At 72.6% G+C, this 19,209-nt stretch carries 23 protein-coding genes; 15 read left to right on the top strand and 8 right to left on the bottom strand.

All coding sequences use genetic code 11. The features are described from left to right. The first annotated feature begins 52 nt into the window (after positions 1–52). Entirely contained in the window at positions 53–577 is a 525-nt protein-coding gene (locus CLV56_RS03225; RefSeq protein WP_100414377.1) for a ferritin, read from the top strand. Positions 578–593: 16 nt separating this feature from the next. Then, positions 594–1,520 carry an FAD-dependent oxidoreductase gene (locus CLV56_RS03220; RefSeq protein WP_039348513.1) on the top strand — a complete coding sequence of 309 codons (927 nt, stop codon included), beginning with the start codon at positions 594–596 and terminating at the stop codon, positions 1,518–1,520. A 7-nt stretch (positions 1,521–1,527) separates the two neighbouring features. Here CLV56_RS03220 and CLV56_RS03215 read toward each other — a convergent pair whose 3' ends face one another. Further along, a complete protein-coding gene (locus CLV56_RS03215; RefSeq protein WP_100414376.1) occupies positions 1,528–2,133 on the bottom strand; it encodes an SLATT domain-containing protein in 606 nt (201 codons plus the stop codon). A gap of 146 nt (positions 2,134–2,279) precedes the next feature. Between CLV56_RS03215 and CLV56_RS03210 the strand changes: the two genes are divergently transcribed. Next, positions 2,280–2,813, top strand: coding sequence for a hypothetical protein (locus tag CLV56_RS03210; RefSeq protein WP_039348935.1), 534 nt, complete (start codon positions 2,280–2,282; stop codon positions 2,811–2,813). 27 nt (positions 2,814–2,840) lie between these two features. Here CLV56_RS03210 and CLV56_RS03205 read toward each other — a convergent pair whose 3' ends face one another. Together CLV56_RS03205 and CLV56_RS03200 are read right to left on the bottom strand one after the other, a co-directional pair. Next, positions 2,841–3,365, bottom strand: coding sequence for an O-acetyl-ADP-ribose deacetylase (locus CLV56_RS03205; RefSeq protein WP_039348519.1), 525 nt, complete (start codon positions 3,363–3,365; stop codon positions 2,841–2,843). A 75-nt stretch (positions 3,366–3,440) separates the two neighbouring features. Next, positions 3,441–4,052 carry a LysE/ArgO family amino acid transporter gene (locus CLV56_RS03200; RefSeq protein ID WP_039348522.1) on the bottom strand — a complete coding sequence of 204 codons (612 nt, stop codon included), beginning with the start codon at positions 4,050–4,052 and terminating at the stop codon, positions 3,441–3,443. Positions 4,053–4,132: 80 nt separating this feature from the next. Here CLV56_RS03200 and CLV56_RS03195 point away from each other — a divergent pair, with 80 nt between their 5' ends. Next, complete coding sequence (locus CLV56_RS03195) at positions 4,133–5,014, top strand: LysR family transcriptional regulator ArgP (protein ID WP_039348523.1); 882 nt, start codon at positions 4,133–4,135, stop codon at positions 5,012–5,014. Between the two features lie 30 nt (positions 5,015–5,044). On the opposite strand, the gene nucS is transcribed toward CLV56_RS03195, so the two are convergent. Both nucS and CLV56_RS03185 read right to left on the bottom strand, forming a co-directional pair. After that, positions 5,045–5,722 (bottom strand): endonuclease NucS, encoded by a 678-nt coding sequence (gene nucS, locus CLV56_RS03190; protein ID WP_039348527.1) that lies wholly within the window; start codon positions 5,720–5,722, stop codon positions 5,045–5,047. A 9-nt stretch (positions 5,723–5,731) separates the two neighbouring features. Next, positions 5,732–6,229, bottom strand: coding sequence for a hypothetical protein (locus CLV56_RS03185; RefSeq protein WP_039348529.1), 498 nt, complete (start codon positions 6,227–6,229; stop codon positions 5,732–5,734). Positions 6,230–6,637: 408 nt separating this feature from the next. Between CLV56_RS03185 and CLV56_RS03180 the strand changes: the two genes are divergently transcribed. From CLV56_RS03180 to CLV56_RS03165, 4 genes are all read left to right on the top strand, one after another. Then, positions 6,638–8,416 (top strand): 3-hydroxyacyl-CoA dehydrogenase family protein, encoded by a 1,779-nt coding sequence (locus CLV56_RS03180; RefSeq protein WP_039348937.1) that lies wholly within the window; start codon positions 6,638–6,640, stop codon positions 8,414–8,416. Between the two features lie 72 nt (positions 8,417–8,488). Continuing rightward, positions 8,489–8,767, top strand: coding sequence for a hypothetical protein (locus CLV56_RS03175; RefSeq protein ID WP_100414375.1), 279 nt, complete (start codon positions 8,489–8,491; stop codon positions 8,765–8,767). A 125-nt stretch (positions 8,768–8,892) separates the two neighbouring features. Beyond that, a complete protein-coding gene (locus CLV56_RS03170) occupies positions 8,893–9,279 on the top strand; it encodes a DUF7144 family membrane protein (protein ID WP_039348535.1) in 387 nt (128 codons plus the stop codon). A 40-nt stretch (positions 9,280–9,319) separates the two neighbouring features. After that, positions 9,320–10,111 carry an alpha/beta hydrolase gene (locus tag CLV56_RS03165; RefSeq protein ID WP_039348539.1) on the top strand — a complete coding sequence of 264 codons (792 nt, stop codon included), beginning with the start codon at positions 9,320–9,322 and terminating at the stop codon, positions 10,109–10,111. A 94-nt stretch (positions 10,112–10,205) separates the two neighbouring features. On the opposite strand, the gene CLV56_RS03160 is transcribed toward CLV56_RS03165, so the two are convergent. Both CLV56_RS03160 and ccrA read right to left on the bottom strand, forming a co-directional pair. Beyond that, complete coding sequence (locus CLV56_RS03160) at positions 10,206–11,492, bottom strand: coiled-coil domain-containing protein (RefSeq protein WP_100414374.1); 1,287 nt, start codon at positions 11,490–11,492, stop codon at positions 10,206–10,208. A gap of 83 nt (positions 11,493–11,575) precedes the next feature. After that, positions 11,576–12,913 (bottom strand): crotonyl-CoA carboxylase/reductase, encoded by a 1,338-nt coding sequence (gene ccrA / locus CLV56_RS03155; RefSeq protein WP_039348542.1) that lies wholly within the window; start codon positions 12,911–12,913, stop codon positions 11,576–11,578. 227 nt (positions 12,914–13,140) lie between these two features. On the opposite strand from ccrA, the gene CLV56_RS03150 reads away from it, so the two are divergent. From CLV56_RS03150 to CLV56_RS03140, 3 genes are read left to right on the top strand one after another with little or no spacing between them, the layout of a single operon-like run. Continuing rightward, positions 13,141–13,896 carry a LamB/YcsF family protein gene (locus CLV56_RS03150; RefSeq protein WP_039348545.1) on the top strand — a complete coding sequence of 252 codons (756 nt, stop codon included), beginning with the start codon at positions 13,141–13,143 and terminating at the stop codon, positions 13,894–13,896. Between the two features lie 43 nt (positions 13,897–13,939). Then, positions 13,940–14,569 carry a 5-oxoprolinase subunit B family protein gene (locus CLV56_RS03145; RefSeq protein WP_039348549.1) on the top strand — a complete coding sequence of 210 codons (630 nt, stop codon included), beginning with the start codon at positions 13,940–13,942 and terminating at the stop codon, positions 14,567–14,569. 13 nt (positions 14,570–14,582) lie between these two features. After that, a complete protein-coding gene (locus CLV56_RS03140; protein ID WP_039348553.1) occupies positions 14,583–15,443 on the top strand; it encodes a 5-oxoprolinase subunit C family protein in 861 nt (286 codons plus the stop codon). A 37-nt stretch (positions 15,444–15,480) separates the two neighbouring features. Here the strand turns inward: CLV56_RS03140 and mce are convergent, their stop codons facing one another. Continuing rightward, on the bottom strand, positions 15,481–15,918 hold the full coding sequence (gene mce, locus CLV56_RS03135; RefSeq protein ID WP_100415017.1) for a methylmalonyl-CoA epimerase: 438 nt from the start codon (positions 15,916–15,918) through the stop codon (positions 15,481–15,483). 275 nt (positions 15,919–16,193) lie between these two features. On the opposite strand from mce, the gene CLV56_RS03130 reads away from it, so the two are divergent. The 4 genes from CLV56_RS03130 (at position 16,194) to CLV56_RS03115 (ending at position 19,189) form a co-directional block, all read left to right on the top strand. Continuing rightward, on the top strand, positions 16,194–17,387 hold the full coding sequence (locus tag CLV56_RS03130; protein ID WP_039348556.1) for an acetyl-CoA C-acetyltransferase: 1,194 nt from the start codon (positions 16,194–16,196) through the stop codon (positions 17,385–17,387). A 10-nt stretch (positions 17,388–17,397) separates the two neighbouring features. Next, complete coding sequence (meaB, locus tag CLV56_RS03125) at positions 17,398–18,354, top strand: methylmalonyl Co-A mutase-associated GTPase MeaB (protein WP_039348559.1); 957 nt, start codon at positions 17,398–17,400, stop codon at positions 18,352–18,354. A 135-nt stretch (positions 18,355–18,489) separates the two neighbouring features. Next, positions 18,490–18,645: a hypothetical protein gene (locus tag CLV56_RS03120; RefSeq protein ID WP_211287960.1), complete on the top strand. Its 156-nt coding sequence runs from the start codon at positions 18,490–18,492 to the stop codon at positions 18,643–18,645. 16 nt (positions 18,646–18,661) lie between these two features. Next, positions 18,662–19,189 (top strand): PH domain-containing protein, encoded by a 528-nt coding sequence (locus tag CLV56_RS03115; RefSeq protein ID WP_245857558.1) that lies wholly within the window; start codon positions 18,662–18,664, stop codon positions 19,187–19,189. Positions 19,190–19,209: the final 20 nt, after the last annotated feature.

Below are 19,209 nucleotides of genomic sequence, written 5' to 3'. Positions count from 1 at the left end.
CCGAGCCGCCCAACCGACGCGAGGAGCGTCCTCGCAGGCAGGAGTGTCCACGATGGCTTCGGAGAAGTTCGCCGCCCAGCTCAACGAGCAGATCGGCAACGAGTTCGCCGCCCACCAGCAGTACGTCGCGATCGCCTGCTACTTCGACGGCCTCACGATGCCGCAGATGGCGCAGCTGTTCTTCGACCAGGCGCTGGAGGAGCGCGACCACGCGATGATGATGGTGCGCTACCTGCTCGACGCCGATGCCCCGGTCGCGATCCCGGGGGTCGCGAGCCCGGTCAACGACTTCGGCGACGTCGTCGCGCCCGTCCAGCTGGCCGTCGACCAGGAGAAGCTGGTCACGCGGCAGATCAACGAGCTGACCGCGATCGCGCGCTCGGAGCACGACTTCGCCTCGGACCAGTTCATGCAGTGGTTCATCAAGGAGCAGGTCGAGGAGGTCGCGAAGATGAACGACCTGCTCGCGGTGGTCTCGCGGTCCTCCGACGATCTCGAGGCGATCGAGCTGTGGGTCGCGCGCGAGGAGACCGAGTCGGCCGACGACCCGACGGCGCCGCCGGTCGCCGGCGCCTGAGCCGGAAGCCGATGTCGTGCGCGTCCTCGTCGTCGGCGCCGGGGTCACCGGGCTGACCTGCGCCGTGGTGCTGGCCGAGCGCGGTCACACCGTCGACGTCGTCGCACGCGACCTGCCCGCCGAGACCACCTCCGCGGTGGCGGCCGCCTGGTGGTACCCGTATCTCGTCGAGCCCCGGCACCTCGTCCTCGGCTGGGCGGCCCGGACGTACGAGGTCCTGACCGGGCTCGCCGTCGGGGTCGACGCTGTCGCGGTGCGGCGGGCGCACGTGCTGTTCCGGACGGCGCAGCCCGACCCGTGGTGGGCCGAGGCGGTCCCCGAGCTGGGACGGGAGGCAGGCCTTCCCGACGGGTTCGCCGACGGCTGGACGTTCGCGGCGCCGGTCGCGCGGATGGACGCGTACCTCCCGTACCTCGCCTCTCGGCTCGAGGCGGCCGGGGGGACGGTGACCCGGATGGCGCTGTCGGCGCTGCCCGACGGAGCCGACGCCGTGGTCGACGCCTCCGGGCTGGGGGCCCGCCTGCTCGCCGGCGACGACACGGTGACGCCGACGCGCGGCCAGGTCCTCGTCCTGGACGGCCACGCGGTCGACGACGCCTGGTTGGTCGACGACGCCGAGGGCCTGATGTACGTGGTGCCGCGCGGCGCCGACGTCGTCGTCGGCGGGACGTCCGAGTCCGGCGACTGGACCCTCGCCCCGCGTCCGGAGCAGAGCGAGCAGATCCTGGCGCGGGCCCGAGCGATCGTCGGAGGGCTGGAGACCGCGCACGTACGGCAGACGAAGGTCGGACTGCGCCCGAGCCGACCGGCTGTCCGGCTCGAGGTCGAGCAGCGCGCCGACGCGTCACCGGTGGTGCACTGCTACGGCCACGGCGGTGCCGGCGTCACGCTGTCGTGGGGGTGCGCCGAGGACGTGGCCGACCTGGTCGACGGCCTGACCTGAGCACCCGTCAGCGCGCGGCGAGCTCCTGCTCGTCGCGGTCCTCGCTCGCGTCGGCCGCCTGGTCGTCGGCGGGGGACGTGTCCGTGGGCGTCATGTCGGCCGGCGCCGGCTCGGGCTCCGGCTCGGCGATCGCGGGCTCGTCGGTGGCCCCCGACCGACGGGCCGCGACCGCGCGGACGGTCCGCGGGGTCAGCGTCGGGGACGAACGCTCGAGGCGGGTCCAGCTCGCACGGATCTCGGCGAGGCGGTCGTCGGTGATCCGCTCGGACAGGATCGCCTGCTCGAGCTGTCGGCGCAGCCCCGCGTACTCGGTCGCGGCGTGCTGGTGCGCGATGGTCTGGCCGGCGTCGTCGGCGAACGCGTGCAGCAGCGAGAGCAGCGCCGTCGCCACGGCGAGAGAGCCCGCCACCACCGAGACCCACGGGTCGAGGTCGGCCAGCAGGTCCACGATCACGACCACGGCGGTCGCGACCGCGAACACGGCCGTGACCGCTCCGACGAGCCGGTGCCTACGGCGGGTCAGGCGCGCCGCGCGGCGATGGGCTTCGTGGGCGGTCGCGATGTCGTCGAGCCACGACACCACGGTCGGTTCGTCACCTCGGTAGGTCCACACCGACCGGATGCTAGCGAGGTCGGGCCCCTCGGCGGGGGCCGATTGCCACAACATCCCACGGGATGGATCCGTGCGCGTCGCCACCGCGCTTCCGCTGTCGGCAGAACCGGGTGGAACTGGACATCGAGAAGCGTAATCTGGATTACATGATTACGAACGAGCAGCAGGATGAGATCAGGGGCTGGTTCGCGGGCCGCCTCCCGGAGGGGTTGTTCGAGGCCCTCGTGGAGGTCGCGGTCGACCGCGAGGAGATCGTCGTGACCGGGCGTGTTCCCGCGCCGACGACATCGGAGGGCGCGTCGGACGCGGAGCGTCGCGGCGCCGTCGAGGGTCGGGTCCGCGAGTTCCGCGAGCGCACCCGCGACGAGCGGATCGGGATCGCGCGGGAGGCCGAGCACCGCTTCGACCGCAAGGTCTCGTGGGCCGTGGAGTGCGACGGCCGCAGGGTGCTGTTCACCCACGTCGCCGCACCGGTGATGACCCGGCTGCGCCAGCCGGAACGCCAGGTGCTGGACACGTTGATCGAGTCCGGTGTCGCGCGCAGTCGCAGCGAGGCCCTCGCGTGGTGCGTCCGCCTGGTCCAGCGGCACGCCGACGGGTGGCTCGACGAGCTGCGTGACTCGCTCGACGAGGTGCGCAGGGTCCGGGAGCGAGGACCTGACGGCGACACCGACGGCTGACGGCTGCCCGGACAGCGGGCCCGAGCACTACGTCGGCTCGGTCTCCCCGACGACCTGCCGCAGCATCCGATCGGCGGCCTCGCCGTACGCCACCATCCGCACGGTCTCCACGGTCGTCGACGCGTCCCGGATCGACGCCACGGCCTGGGCGACGGCGTCGTCGAGCGGCCAGCCGTACGCGCCGGCCGAGATCAGCGGGAACGCGACCACGCGAGCCCCGACCTCGTCGGCGACCGCCAGGGTCCGGGCGTAGCAGGAGCGCAGCACCGGCGTCCTGTCCTCGGACTCCGACCAGACCGGCCCGACCGTGTGGATCACCCAGCGTGCCGGCAGCAGGCCCGCGGTCGTCGCCACGGCGTCACCGGCCGGGAGACCCGCGGGATGGGTCGTGGCGCGGATCTCCCGGCAGGCGGTGAGGATCTCCGGCCCCCCGACCCGGTGGATCGCGCCGTCCACGCCACCGCCCCCGAGCAGCGTCGAGTTGGCGGCGTTCACGATCGCGTCCGCGTGGACGCCGGTGATGTCGCCCTGGACGACCTCGATGCGCAGCATGCTTCCTGCATACCCGAACCGCCGGGTGTCGACCAGCCGCCGGCCTCTCTGTGCCTGCCCGTCGCCCGCCGGCGCTCAGGCGCCGAGCAGCAGCGAGGTCGCGAGCACGATCATCGTCGCGGCGACGAACGCGTCCAGGACGCGCCACGCGGCGGGCCGAGCGAACAGCGGCGCGAGCAGGCGCGCGCCGTACCCGAGGCCGGTGAACCACACCAGGCTGCCGAGCACGGCGCCGATGCCGAACGAGACGCGTGCGTCTCCGTACGTCGAGGAGAGCGACCCGAGCAGCACGACGGTGTCGAGGTACACGTGCGGGTTGAGCCACGTGAGCGAGATGCAGACGACGACGGTCGTACGCAGCGACGTCGCGGTGGTGCCGCGTGCCGTGAGCGACCCCGGGTTCCACGCGCGGCGGGCCGCCAGCACCGCGTACGTGAGCAGGACGGCGGCGCCCGCGACGCGGATCGCGACCATCACCCCGTCGAGGTCGGCGAGCAGGGTGCCGAGACCGGCGACCCCGGCCGCCACCAGCACCGCGTCCGAGGCCGCGCAGATCGCGACCACGACCCCGACGTGCTCCCGCGCGATGCCCTGGCGCAGCACGAACGCGTTCTGGGCCCCGATCGCCACGATCAGCGACAACCCGAACCCGAGGCCGGCGAGCGCGGCCGGCAGCGACAGCTCCATGACGCCGACGCTAGAGCGCCGCATCGATGTAGATCAGCGAATGTTTCTGCAGGAACATCACGAACGCTTAAGATAGCGAGGTGAGTCTCGATCTTGCGCAGCTACGGGCGCTGGCCGCGGTGGTGACCGAGGGCAGCTTCGATGCCGCGGCTCGTTCGCTGCACGTCACGCCGTCCGCGGTGAGCCAGCGGATCAAGGCGTTGGAGAGCGCGGCCGGGCGTACGCTCGTCCGCCGCACCCGCCCTGTGGCGGCGACCGAGGCCGGCACCCGGATGCTTCGGCTCGCACGCGACGTCGACCTGCTCGTCAGCGAGGCCCAGGCGTCGCTGAGCACCGACCCCGACGCCGGCCCGGTGCGCGTCCCGATCGCGGTCAACGCGGACTCCCTGGCCACGTGGGTGCTCCCGGCCCTGGCGGAGGCGGCCGACGGCGTCGTCGTGGACCTCCACCGCGCGGACCAGGACCGGACGGCCGGGCTGCTGCGCGACGGTGTGGTGATGGCCGCGGTGACCAGTGACCGCGCCCCGGTGCAGGGCTGCTCGGTGACCCGGCTCGGCACGATGCGGTACCGGCCGTGCGCCGCGCCCGGGTTCGTGGCGCGCCATCTGGACGGGCGGCCGTTCGGGCGGGCGCTGCGGAGTGCGCCCGTGGTCGTGTTCGACCGGACGGACCGGCTCCAGGACGACTACCTCACGCGGCACGCCGTACGACCGGGCGACCCGCCGCGCCACCACGTCCCCGGCTCGGACGAGTTCCTGGCGGCCGTCCGGCTCGGACTCGGCTGGGGGATGCTGCCGGACCTGCAGACCGAGGCGCTGCGTGCCGCCGGGGACGTGGTCGTCCTCGAGCCGGGCGCCTCGGACGACGTCGAGCTGGTGTGGCAGCGGTGGAGGCTGCCGTCGGAGGCGCTCGACCGGGTCACCGCCTCGGTCGTCCGGCACGGCCGGGCCGCCCTCGCATGAGCCGGCCTCCGGCGGGAGCCGACCTCGGGCTCAGAAGAGCCGCAGGCTGGGGTCCTCGATCCCGCGCAGCGCGTCGTAGTCGACGATCCGGCACTCGATGCCACGGTCGGTGGCGAGCGTGCGCGCCTGCGGCTTGATCTCCTGCGCGGCGAAGATGCCGCGGACGGGGGCGAGCAGCGGGTCGCGGTTCATCAGCTCGAGGTAGCGGGTGAGCTGCTCGACCCCGTCGATCTCGCCACGGCGCTTGATCTCGACGGCGACCGAGCCGCCCCCGGGGTCCTTGCAGAGCAGGTCGACCGGACCGATCGCCGTCATGAACTCGCGGCGCACCAGCGCCAGGCCGTCCCCGAGCGTGCCGGGATGGTCGGCGAGCAGCTCCTGGAGGTGCTTCTCGACGCCGTCCTTCTGCAGCCCCGGGTCGACGCCGAGGTCGTGGTCGGAGTCGTGCAGGACCTCGTCGATCAGGATCCGGAGCGTGTCGTCGGTCTTGCCGGCTGCGACCGTCCACTCGAGGCGGCCGTCGTCTGCGGAGGACTCCTTCAGCGTGCAGGGAGGGCTCATCCAGTTCAGCGGCTTGTAGGCACGGTCGTCGGAGTGGATCGAGACCGACCCGTCGGACTTGACCAGGATCAGGCGGGTGGCCAGGGGCAGGTGGGCGGTGAGCCGGCCCGCGTAGTCGACCTGGCACCGGGCGATGACGAGACGCACCCCGACAGGCTAGCGACCGCCGGTCCGGGTCAGCACGCGTCCCCGGATCGTGAGCGTCGCGCCGTCGTAGCGAGCCCGCGTCGTGACGCCGTCACGGCCCTTGAGCCGGATCCGGGTCTTGCGAGGCTGCTTCCAGGTCCCGTTGCGGAAGTTCTTGAACCCCTCGAAGTCCTCGCGGAACGTGCCGTCGGCCTCGAGGTGGATCTTCCACCGCATCTGCTTGTTGCGGTAGGAGCCGACGGGATCGTCGGCGTACGCCCCGGCCGGCGGCTCCGTCGCCGCCTCGCTCGCCGTCGGCTCGGCGGTCGGCGTGGTCGGCGGGGGCGTGAGCGTCGTACGGGTGGGTTCGGGTGTCGGTGTCGTGGCGGTCGACGGGGCGTCGGTCGCCGACGGGCTCGCCGAGGACGCGCTCGAGGTCGGTTCGCTCGAAACGGCTGCGGGTTCGGTGCCGCTGCAGCCGGCAACCGTCAGGCAGAGGACCGTCACGACGGCCGCGAGGACACGCATGGCGCCATGCTAGGCAGCCCGGTGGCGCCGCCGTCCGAGGCGCGGCCGACAGTCTCGGGAGGCCTCCCGCTGGCAGTCTCCGTAGCCGGCCACGGAGACCCTCACCTGGCCCTGACGGTTTCCCCAGCCCGGTGACGGTCTGCGTAGCGAGGTGAGACCGCGTCTCGATCACTCGCTGCGCTCGTGCCTCGACGAGCGGATGGGGGCGCGCTCGTGCCTCGACGAGCGGATGGGGGCGCGCTCGTGCCTCGACGAGCGGGTGGGGTGCGCTCGTGCCTCGACGAGCGGATGGGGGCGGGGGAGTGACCTGGCTCACGGCGCGGATGGTGAACCTCTGGAACACTCCCACTACCCGGCAGTAACATGTCGGACACACATCGGCCGCATCACCACCACGAGGAGACGTCCGTGGCGCGCGAGATCACCACTGTCGGAGTTGTCGGACTGGGCACCATGGGCGCCGGGATCGCGGAGGTCCTGGCGCGTCACGGCCTCGGCGTCGTCGGCGTCGACGTCGACCAGTCGTCCCTGGACCACGGGCGTGCGACGATCGAGCACTCGACCCAGCGCGCCGTCGACGGCGGGAAGCTGGAGGAGGGCGACCGCAAGATGCTCCTGGACCGGATCGGCTACGCCACCGATCTCGGAGCCCTGGCGGAGGTCGACTTCGTGATCGAGGCCGTCGTCGAGCAGATCGACGTGAAGATCGCGGTGTTCACGGCGCTCGATGGCATCGTCGCCGACGACGTCGTCCTCGCGACCAACACCTCGGCGCTGGCCGTGACCCAGATCGCGTCCGCGACCCGTCTCCCGAGCCGCGTGGTCGGGATGCACTTCTTCAACCCGGCGCCGGTCCAGCAGTTCGTCGAGATCGTCCGTACGGTCGTCTCCGCGCCCGAGGTCGTCGAGTCTGCGAGCGCACTGTCGACCCGTCTCGGCAAGAGCCCCGTGGTGGTGGGCGACAAGGCCGGCTTCATCGCCAACGCGCTGCTGTTCGCCTACCTGAACCACGCCGCGTCGATGTTCGAGCAGCAGTACGCCAGCCGCGAGGACATCGACGCTGCGATGCGGCTCGGCTGCGGCTACCCGATGGGGCCGCTCGCGCTGCTCGACCTGATCGGCCTCGACACCGCGTACGAGATCCTCGAGACGATGTACCTGCAGGACCGCAAGCGGGTCCACGCGCCGTCGCCGATCCTCAAGCAGATGGTCACGGCCGGGCTCCTGGGCCGCAAGTCGGGCCGCGGTTTCTACACCTACGCCGAGCCGTACTCCTCGACGGTGGTGGACGACACCGCCGGCAGCGCGGCCGCAGCCCCGCAGCTGCGGCGCGAGATCGCGACGGTCGGCGTGGTCGGGACCGGCACGATGGCGTCGGGGATCGTCGAGGTGTTCGCCAAGGCGGGCTACCCGGTGACGTTCGTCGGCCGGTCGCAGGACAAGCTCGACGGCGTCGTCGCCGCGATCACGAAGTCGCTCGACAAGGCGGTCGCGCGGGGCCGGATGACCGAGGACGCGAAGTCCGACGTGCTCGGCCGGCTCAGCGGCGCCACCGAGCGGGAGGCGCTGGCCGACGTCGACATCGTGGTCGAGGCGATCGCGGAGGACATCGACATCAAGCTCGACCTCTTCCGCGACCTGGACCGGATCTGCAAGCCCGGCGCGATCCTCGCCACCACCACGTCGTCGCTGCCCGTGATCGCGTGCGCGTCGGTCACGAGCCGTCCCGGCGACGTGATCGGGATGCACTTCTTCAACCCGGCGCCGGTGATGAAGCTCGTCGAGGTCGTCTCCACGGTCGCGGTCGACGACGAGGTCGCGGAGACCGTCCGGGCCCTGTGCGGAGGGGTGGGCAAGCACGCCGTGTCCTGCGGCGACCGCGCGGGCTTCATCGTGAACGCCCTGCTCTTCCCGTACCTCAACGACGCGGTGAAGATGCTCGAGGCCCACTATGCGACCGCGGACGACATCGACCTCGCGATGAAGCTGGGCTGCCGCCTCCCGATGGGTCCGTTCGAGCTGCTCGACGTGGTCGGCAACGACGTGTCGCTGGCGATCGAGCAGACCCTGTTCCGTGAGTTCCGCGAGCCTGCGTGGGCGCCGGCGCCGCTCCTCGAGCACATGGTCACGGCCGGCTACCTGGGTCGCAAGACCGGGCGCGGCTTCCGCGACTACGCCCGGCGCTGACCCGAGACCGACGGCGGTGGCGGGCCGACCGCGACGCGCGGCCCGCCACCGCCGCCCCAGTACGCTGACCGCATGTCCCGCCGCCGCCGTACGCCACGTGCGCCCCGGGGGACGCACCCGCCGAGCGGGGGTCACGAGGTCGTCGAGGAGCGGCCCGACGGTGCCTGGGTGGTCCGGTCGATCACCGGGTCGTCGTCGACCAAGACCTACACCTGTCCCGGGTGCGGGCAGCCGATCCGGCCGGCGACGCCGCACGTCGTCGCGTGGCCGGTCGAGCCGGGGCTGCTGAGCACCTCCGGGCTCGACGAGCGGCGGCACTGGCACACGTCCTGCTGGCGTCGTCGGCGCTGATCCGGCACGGCGCCCCGCCGGCATACGCGAGTCCGCGACGCGCCGTGCACACGAGTGGCGCACGCGGGTCCGTGTCCGCCATCCTGGCCTCGGCCGGACTGCCCGGCCTTCGAGAGGAGAGACCCATGGCGACGCGCTCCAACCCGGTGGCCCAGGGCGTGACCCTGTTCGCGACCGCGCTGCTCCTGATGCTCGGCATCGTGCAGATCTTCACCGGGATCGCCGGCATCGCCAAGGACGACCTGCTCGTCGCGACGCCGGACTACATCTACGCGCTGAGCACGACCGCCTGGGGCTGGATCCACCTGATCCTCGGCATCATCTTCGTCGTCGTCGCGATCATGATCGTGACCGGCAGCACGTTCGCGCGCATCGTCGGCATCGGGATCGCGGTGCTGTCGCTGATCGCGAACTTCCTCTGGCTTCCGTACTACCCGTTCTGGGCGTTCCTCGTGATCGCCTTCGACGTCCTCGTGATCTGGGCGCTGAGCCGCTACACCGTCGACGACTGACCGCGTACGGGGTGGTGCGGGCGGCTCGTAGGGTGGGGGCGTGAGCGAACCCCAGACGATCCGTGGCAGCTCCGTGCTGCCCGCGCGCCGCGAGCCCATCACGCTGCACACCGCCGACGGGCTGGAGCTCGTCGGCGAGCTGGCCCTGCCGCCGGAGAACGACCCCGTGGCGACGATGGTGTGCCTGCACCCGCTCCCGACCCACGGCGGGATGATGGACAGCCACGTCTTCCGCAAGGCGTCCTACCGCTTGCCGGCGCTGGCCGACGTCGCCGTGCTGCGGTTCAACACGCGCGGCACCACGAGCGCGCAGGGCACCAGCCAGGGGGCGTTCGACGACGGCGTCGGGGAGCGCTACGACGTCGCGGCCGCGATCGAGTACGCCGACTTCACCGACCTGCCGAACATCTGGCTGGTGGGCTGGTCGTTCGGCACCGACCTCACGCTCCGCTACGGGCTGGACGACGAGGTGGCCGGAGCGGTGCTCCTGTCGCCTCCGTTGCGCTACAGCACCGACGCGGACCTGGACGCCTGGGCGGAGTCGGGTCGCCCGCTCGTGGCGCTCGTCCCGGAGCACGACGACTACCTGCAGCCGCCCGAGGCGCGCGAGCGGTTCGCGCGGGTGCCGCAGGCCGAGGTCGTCGCGGTCGACGGCGCCAAGCACCTGTGGGTCGGAGACACCGAGCGTGTGCTGGACGAGATCGTGGCGCGGCTCAACCCCGCCGCGAGGGTCCCGCTCCCGCACACCTGGGACGGGCCGATGGAGCGGGCGGACTCGTCGATGTACGCAGACCGCACCGTCGCCGCGTTCGACACGACGGACCGCGACTGAACCGTCCGGCCACGGGACGGCGTCCGTACCCGAGCAGCGCCGAGGCCCCGGCCCCGTTGGGGGGACCGGGGCCTCGGCGGCGTCACGCGGGTGCTCAGGAGCGTGCGTCACCCTCGTCGTCGGCGTAGTCGCCGGCCGACGGGCCGCCGAGCTTGGCACGCTGCACGGGCGGGGAGTCGGCCGGCCGGTCCGGAACGATCTCGGCGTCGATCACGTCGTCGTCGGTCTCGTCGTCGGCAGCAGCCTCGTCCGCGACCGCCACGTGCTGCTCGAGCTCGAGCGCCGACGGTGCCTCGACCGCGGCGGGCGTCCTGGCCGAGGACGTGGTGTCGTCGTCGAGCGAGTCGAGACCGGCGAACGACCCGATGACCTGGCGCAGCTTGCCGAGCTGGGCCTTGACGGTGTCCCGCTTGCTGACCAGGTCGTCGAGCTCGTTGCGGGTCTCCTTGATCTGGCGCTCGGCATCGGCCCGGGCCTGTGCGAGCGCGTGCTCGGACTGGCTGCGTGCGGTCGACATGAGCTGCTCGGCCTCGCGCTTGGCGCGGGCGAGCACCCGCTCCGACTCCGCCCGGCTCTCCTCCCGGCGCTTGGTCGCCTCGGCGATCGCCTCGCGCGCCCGCGACTCCGCGGCGCTCGCCCGGGACTCGGCGTCGGCGATCATCTTCGTGGTCTGCTCGGTGGCGACCTCGTGGGCCTCCGCCGCCTCCTTGGCCATCCGCTCCTTCTCGAGCGCGAGCACGCGCCGAGCCTCGGTGAGCTCGCGGTCGGCGGCGGCGCGGACCTTCTCGGCCTCACGCGTCGCGGTCAGGCGTGCCGAGCTGGCGGCCTGCGTGGCGGCGAGCTGGATCTGGTCGGCCTCCCGCTTGGCCTTGGCGAGCACGTCCTCGGCCTCGGCCAGAGCGAGGGCGCGCTCGCTCTCGGCCTCGGCGAGCAGCCGCTCGCGGGTCTCCTCGACGTCGGCGAGCTGCACCGCGCGCAGGTCGTCGGCCTCCTTGGCCGCGCTGGTCTTGATGGTGGCGGCCTCGGACTCGGCGACCCGACGCAGGTCGTCCGCGTCCCGCTTGGCACGGTCCAGCATGTCCGCGGACTGGGCCTCCGCGAGCGACAGCAGCTCCGCCGCGCGACCCCCGAGGCCGGCGTAGCTGGGCTTGGCGTTCTCGGTGAGCTGCGTCCGCAGACTCTCGATCTCCCGCTCGAGCTCGCCGAGCCGCGCCTGGGCGGCGCTCGCCGACTCCTCGGCCTTCGCGACGTCGCCGTTGTGCTGCTTGAGGTACGCGTCGACCGCGTCCTTGTCGTACCCGCCTCGGCGCACCAGGGGGAAGCCGGCGTCACCGGTCGAGCGGGCTGGGTCGTTGTCGAGGATGGAGAAGTTGTCTGTCATCGATGGGGGCCTTCACGTCGGAGGTGTGCGGAGGTCGCGTGTGCACAGAGCCTACCGCGACCTCCCCACTGAACTCACCCCCGTCAGACTCCCCGAAAACGGTTGATCTCGGCCTCGTGACGGGCACGCTTCTCCTGGTCGCGGACCCCCAGACCCTCCTCGGGCGCCAGGCAGAGCACGCCGACCTTGCCCTGGTGGGCGTTGCGGTGGACGTCGAGGGCCGCCTGACCCACCTCGTCCATCCCGTAGACCTTGGAGACCGTCGGGTGGATCATGCCCTTGTCGACGAGCCGGTTGGCCTCCCACGCCTCGCGGTAGTTCGCGAAGTGCGAGCTCTTGATGTTCTTCAGGTTCATCCAGAGGTACCGGTTGTCGTACTGGTGCATGTAGCCCGAGGTCGACGCGCAGGTGATGATCGTCCCGCCCTTGCGCGCGACGTACACGCTCGCGCCGAAGGTCTCGCGGCCCGGGTGCTCGAAGACGATGTCGGGATCGTCCCCGCCGGTGAGCTCGCGGATCTTCGCGCCGAAGCGCTTCCACTCGCGGGGATCCTGCTCGTGCTCGTCCTTCCAGAACCGGTAGCCCTCGGCGGAGCGGTCGATCACCAGCTCCGCGCCCATCGAGCGCACGATCTCGGCCTTCTCCGGCGACGAGACCACGCAGACCGGGATCGCGCCGCCGTTGAGGGCAAACTGGGTGGCGTACGAGCCGAGGCCGCCCGAGGCGCCCCAGATCAGCACGGTGTCGCCCTGCTTCATGGCCGCGCCGTTCTTGCTGACGAGCTGGCGGTAGGCCGTCGAGTTGACCAGGCCCGGGCTCGCGGCCTCCTCCCAGGAGAGGTGGTCGGGCTTCGGCATCAGCTGGTTGGCCTTGACGACGGCGAGCTCCGCCAGTCCGCCGAAGTTGGTCTCGAAGCCCCAGATCCGCTGCTGGGGGTCCATCATCGTGTCGTCGTGGCCGTCGGGGCTCTCGAGCTCGACCGACAGGCAGTGGGCGACGACCTCCTGGCCGGCCTTCCAGGCGTTCACGCCGGGGCCGGTGCGCAGCACGACGCCGGCCAGGTCGGAGCCGACGACGTGGTACGGGAGGTCGTGCCGCTTGGTGTACTCGGAGACGCGGCCGTACCGCTCGAGGAAGCCGAAGGTGGAGACGGGCTCGAAGATCGAGGTCCACACGGTGTTGTAGTTGATCGAGCTGGCCATGACGGCGACCAGCGCCTCACCGGGTGCGAGCTCCGGCACCGGCACGTCGTCGACGTGGAGGCTGCGGCGCGGGTCCTTGTCGCGGGTCGCGAGCCCTTCGAACATGTCGACTTCGTCCTTGTGGACCGTGACACCTCGGTAGGACTCGGGGATCGCGATGCTCGCGAACTCCTCGCCCGGGGTGTCGCCTGCCATGATGGCGTCCAGGATGTTCTTCACGTCGTCCTCCAGTTGACCGGCGCGTTCTGCGTTACGCGGATATTACTAATCGGTAATAACCGGGGGTAGGTGGTGTGACCGAAGTCCCACCGGCCGGGTGATGGCGCGGACGGGGACGGAGCTTGCGCGTGCGGGCGTGGTGACACCCGGACGTGGCAGCAGGTCGATCGTAGGATGGCGACCTGGTCGCCGGGCAGCCGGTCCCCGGGACCGCAGGAGGGAATGACGTGCACGTCGACCTGAACAGCGACGTCGGGGAGTCGTACGGTCGGTGGACCCTGGGCGACGACGACGCGGTCCTGCGGGTGGTCACCAGCGCGAACGTCGCGTGCGGGTTCCACGCGGGCGACCCGTCGGTGCTGCGCGCCACCTGCCGCTCGGCGGTGCAGCAGGCGGTGGTGATCGGTGCGCAGGTCGGGTACGGCGACCTAGCCGGGTTCGGCCGACGTTTCGTGGACGTGGCGCCGGCGGACCTCGAGGCCGACGTGATCTACCAGATCGGGGGGCTGGACGCGATCGCGCGGACGGTCGGCGGCCGGGTCCGCTACGTCAAGCCGCACGGGGCGCTCTACCACGCGACCGTCGACCACGCGGGACAGGCCGAGGCGGTCGTCCGCGCGGTGGCGACGCTCGACCGCGGCCTCCCGGTCCTCGGTCCGCCCGGCTCGATGCTGCTGGAGGCCGCGCGCGCCGCCGGCCTGCGGACCGTGGCGGAGGCGTTCGCGGACCGCGGCTACCGCTCGGACGGTCGTCTGGTGCCCCGCGGTGAGCCCGGAGCGGTGCTCTCCGACCCCGAGACGGTCGCGCGCCGCGCCGTGCGCATGGTCACCGAGGGACGTGTCGAGGCGGTCGACGGGAGCGACGTCGACGTGGCCGCGGGATCGCTGTGCCTGCACGGCGACACCCCGGACGCCGTCGGGCTCGCGACGGCCGTGGCCGGCGCGCTCACCGGCGCCGGCGTCGAGCTGCGTGCGTTCGGGTGATCCGCGTGGGTCCCGGGTCGAGATCGGCCGGGAGCGGCGGCCGGTGAGCGTTCGTGCGCAGCGCGTCGTCGCGTACGGGGACCGGGCGGTGCTGGTCGAGCTCGCGGGCCCCGACGAGGTGGTCGCGTGGACTGCGGCGCTGCGGGCCGGGCCGCCGGGCTGGCTCGCCGACCTCGTACCCGCGGCACGGACGGTGCTGGTCGTCGGGGACGGTTCGCTCCCGGTGCCGCAGCTGGCCGAGCGGGTCGCCCGGATCGAGGCGGACGCCGACGCCGGCGGCACGAGCGAGGGTCGCGAGGTCCGCATCGAGGTCCGCTACGACGGCCCCGACCTCGCGGAGGTGGCGCGGGCGACCGGTCTGGACGAGGCCGCGGTGGTCCGGGCGCACACGGCTGGTCCGTGGAGGGTCGCGTTCGGCGGGTTCGCGCCCGGGTTCGCCTACCTCGTCGGAGGAGACCCGCGGCTGCGGGTCGGGCGTCGCGACGCGCCCCGCCCTCGTGTCCCCGCCGGCGCCGTCGGGCTCGCCGGCGCGTACACCGGGGTCTACCCGCGCGAGTCCCCGGGCGGCTGGCAGCTGATCGGGCACACCGACGCGGCGCTGTGGGACGTACGCTCCGACCCGCCGGCGCTGCTCGCCCCGGGCGACCGGGTGCACTTCGTGGAGATCGGATGAGCGTGGAGATCGGATGAGCTTCGCGCTGGAGGTGCTCGCCGTCCGGGGGCCGGTGCTGGTGACGGACCCGGGACGCCCGGGCCTGGCGTCGATCGGCGTGGGCCCGTCCGGCCCTGCCGACCGTGGGGCGTACGCTGCCGCGAACCGGCTCCTCGGGAACGATCCCTCCGCCCCGGCGCTGGAGGTGACGATGGGCGGGCTCGTGGTGCGTGCCGACCGCGGCCTCTGGATCGCGGTGTGCGGTGCCGAGGGCGACGTCGTCGTCGACGGCACCGAGCACCCGGTCGGGATCGCGCTCCCCGTGCGCGACGGCAGCACGGTCGAGATCGCGACTCCTCGTCGCGGTGCCCGCAGCTATCTCGCGGTGCGCGGCGGGCTGGACGTGGCGCCGGTGCTCGGCTCCGCCGCGTACGACACGCTCGGCGAGGTCGGGCCGCGCCCGCTCCGCGCCGGGGACCGGCTCGCGGTCGGGCCCGGCGGTGCGCCGTTGCCGGGCGTCGACTCCCCGGTGCCCCCGCACGTCCCGACCGAGCCGGTGGTCCTGCGCGTGGTCCGCGGGCCGCGCGACGACGCCCTGGAGGACCCCGAGGCCCTGATCGGAACCCGGTGGACGGTCGCGCCGGACAGCGACCGCGTGGGCGTGCGGCTCGACGGCCCACCGCTGGCCGCGGCCGGCGAGCGCGTCGGGTCAGGGGAGAGCGAGGGCGTGCTGCGTGGCGCGGTCCAGCTCCCGCCCTCCGGACTCCCGGTCGTCTTCGGGGTCGACCATCCCGTGACCGGCGGTTACCCCGTCGTCGCGGTCGTCGTCGACGCGGACGCCGACGTCCTCGGGCAGCTGCGCCCCGGGGAGCAGGTCCGGCTGGCGTGGGCCTGAGCCCGGACGCGAGCCCGGGCCCGTGGTCCGACGTGGATCAGTGCGCGGCGTCGGCGGCCGGCTCGACCAGCTCGACGAGGACGCCGCCCGCGTCCTTGGGGTGCACGAAGTTGACGCGGCTGTCCGAGGTCCCGCGGCGCGGCTCGTCGTACAGCAGGCGCACGCCCCGGTCGCGCAGGGTCGCGCTCGCCGCGTCGATGTCGCTCACGCGGTACGCGAGCTGCTGGATGCCCGGACCGTTGCGGGTCAGGAACTTCGCGATCGTGGAGGCGTCGGACAGCGGCGCGAGCAGCTGGATCCGCTGGTCGGTGTCGCCGACGGCGAGCATCGCCTCGCGCACCCCCTGCTCCTCGTTGATCTCCTCGTGCACGGAGTGCAGACCGAAGACGTTGGCGTAGAACTCCAGCGCCTCGTCGAGGTCGGGCACCGCGATGCCGACGTGGTCGATGGCGATGAGCAGATGAGCGGGAACCATGCGCCGCAGGATAGGCCACCGCGGCGACGCCCGGTGACGGTGCGTACGATCGGGTGCCACCGACGGCCCGCCGTACGACCCGGTGCCGGCCTCGACGGCTTCGATCCGAGCGCCCACCCGCGCGCCCTCGAACCGCGCCCACGCGCACCGCACACTGGTCGTGTGACCTTCCTCACCGGTCGCCGCGCCGATGTTACGCACGGGTATCGTGCTGCAGAGGTCAGCACCGGTCCATCGGCACCACCGCGCTGCTCCAGCGCACGAAGGAGATCCTCATGTCCTCTCGTCAGTCCGTCATCGTCGCCGGCGCCCGGACGCCCATCGGTCGTCTGCTCGGCGGTCTCAAGACGCTCTCCGCGGCCGACCTCGGCGGCATCGCCATCGAGGGCGCCCTGGAGAAGGCCGGCGTGTCCGGCGACCAGGTCGAGTACGTGATCATGGGCCAGGTGCTCGGGGCCGGGGCCGGCCAGGTCCCCGCCCGTCAGGCGGCGGCCAAGGGCGGGATCCCGCTCGACGTCCCGGCGATCACGATCAACAAGGTCTGCCTGTCCGGCCTGAACGCGATCGCGACCGCGGACCAGCTGATCCGCGCCGGCGAGTACGACGTCGTGGTCGCCGGCGGGCAGGAGTCGATGACCCGCGCGCCGCACCTGCTCACGGGGTCGCGCGAGGGCTTCAAGTACGGCAAGACCACGATGCTCGACCACATGGAGTACGACGGGCTCTGGGACTCGCTCACCGACCAGGCGATGGGTGCGCTGACCGAGGCGCGCAACGCCGACGTGGACGACCTGACCCGCGAGGAGCAGGACGCGTTCGGTGCCCGTTCGCACCAGCTCGCCGCGGCCGCGCAGAAGAACGGCGTGTTCGACGACGAGATCGTCCCGGTGGAGGTCGCCGGTCGTCGCGAGACCGTGACGGTCGGCGCCGACGAGGGCGTCCGCGGCGACACCACCGCGGAGTCGCTCGCGCGGCTGCGCCCCGCGTTCTCCAAGACCGGCACCATCACCGCCGGGACCGCGTCGCAGATCTCCGACGGCGCCTGCGCGGTCGTCGTGATGGCGAAGGAGAAGGCCGAGGAGCTCGGCCTGACCTGGATCGCCGAGATCGGGTCCGCCGCGACCGTCGCCGGGCCCGACTCGACGCTGCAGATGCAGCCGGCGAACGCCATCGTCAAGGCCTGCGCGAAGGAGGGCATCGACCCCGCCGACCTCGATCTGGTCGAGATCAACGAGGCGTTCGCCGCTGTCGGCATCGCCAGCCAGCGCTCGCTCGGCATCGCCGAGGACAAGGTCAACGTCAACGGCGGTGCGATCTCGCTGGGCCACCCGATCGGGATGAGCGGCGCCCGCGTCGTGCTGCACCTCGCGCTCGAGCTCGGGCGGCGCGGCGGCGGCGTCGGCGCGGCCGCGCTGTGCGGAGGCGGCGGCCAGGGCGACGCCCTGATCGTCCGCGTGCCGCAGCGCTGACCGCCGCCGGATGCCACGCCGTACGGTCGCCGTCGACGAGCTGGTCCGCTCGGCTCGCGACGGCGACCCGCGCGCGGTCGCACGGCTGATCTCGCTCGTCGAGGACGACGCGGCCACGCTGCCGGAGCTGAGCGCCGCGCTCACGCCGTACGTCGGGGGTGCGCAGGTCGTCGGGCTGACCGGCTCGCCCGGGGTCGGGAAGTCGACCTCGACGGCGGCCCTCGTCGGTGCGCTGCGGGCGGAGGACCTGCGGGTCGGCGTGCTCGCGGTCGACCCGACCTCGCCGTTCTCCGGCGGGGCGCTGCTCGGCGACCGGATCCGGATGTCCGAGCACGCGACCGATCCCGGGGTGTTCATCCGTTCGATGGCGACCCGGGGCCATCTCGGAGGGCTCTCGGTCGCGGCGCCGCTCGCGCTGCGGGTGCTCGACGCGGCCGGCTGCGACGTGATCCTGGTCGAGACCGTCGGCGTGGGGCAGTCCGAGGTCGAGGTCGCCGGGCTCGCCGACACCACGGTCGTGCTGCTGGCCCCGGGGATGGGCGACGGGATCCAGGCGGCCAAGGCCGGCATCCTCGAGATCGGCGACGTCTACGTCGTCAACAAGGCCGACCGTGACGGCGCCCGCCAGGTCCGCAGGGAGCTGCGCGCGATGCTGTCGTTGGCGGAGCGCGGCGAGGGTGCCTGGAAGCCGCCGATCCTGCTGACCGTCGCGTACCGCGGCGAGGGCGTCGAGGAGGTGGTCGCGGCGATCCGCGACCACCGTCGCTGCGCCGACGACTCCGGCGACCTCGACCGTCGTCGGCTGCGCCGCGCGCGCGACGAGATCGAGGCGATCGCGGCGGCGCGGCTGCGGGCACGGTTCGCCTCGCTGCACGGGGACGGCCGCCTCGACGGGCTCGCGGCCGACGTCGTCGCGTCGCGCACGGACCCGTACGCGGCGGCCGAGGCGGTCGTCGCGGCGCTCTGAGCCGTGCTGCGGCCGCCCCGGTGCGGGCGGCCGATCGGTCGGGCGGCGGCGCGCCTGTATCGAACCCCCTCACCGATCCGATATAAACGTGCGTGACTGTGCCTGTCCCGAGCCCCCGAGAAAGGCAGCTCCTCCGTGAAAAAGGCGCTCATCTGGATCCTGATCGGGTTCGTCATCTACTTCCTGGTGACGTCTCCCGACGGTGCCGCCGGTTTCGTGGAGACCATCTGGGACTTCATCCTCGACCTGTTCGAGGCGATGGCGGACTTCCTCGAGAGCCTGCTGTCCTGAGGCCGCGGGGGATCCGGTGCTGAGTCTGCTCCTGCGTCTGGTCCCCGACCGGGACCTGGGCCGCCACCTCCTCCTCGACGAGGGGGAGCGGGTCAAGGACGTGGTGCGCCACCACTGGATCGTGTTCGTGGTCCCGTACCTGCTGGTCGCGTGCGGGTTCGTCGTCTTCGTGCTGGGGTTCTTCGGCCCGATCCAGGTCGGGTGGCTGCTGTTCATCGCCGGGATCGGCCTCGGGGCGTGGGGTGTCTACCGGGCGGCCTACCAGCACCTCGACGTCTTCGTGATCACGAACTTCCGCGTGCTGAAGATCCGCGGGGTCTTCGAGGTCAAGATCGCGACGATGCCGATGGCCCGAATCCTCGACGTCACCGTCGACCGACCCTTCATCGGTCGCCTGCTCGGCTTCGGTCACTTCATCTTCGAGTCGGCGGCGCAGTCCCAGGGCCTGCGGGACATCCGCTTCATCTCCGACCCGTACGGTCGCGATCGCGAGATCCAGCGCGCGCTCCAGGAGGCCGGCCTGCGCGGTCCCGCCCCCCGCTGACCACGTCCGGCGGGGCCGCC

The organism is Mumia flava (assembly GCF_002797495.1).
GTDB classification, from domain to species: Bacteria; Actinomycetota; Actinomycetes; order Propionibacteriales; family Nocardioidaceae; genus Mumia; species Mumia flava.
The sequence above is the reverse complement of the archived record's forward strand: the minus strand, read 5'-3'. Positions and strand labels throughout refer to the sequence as shown.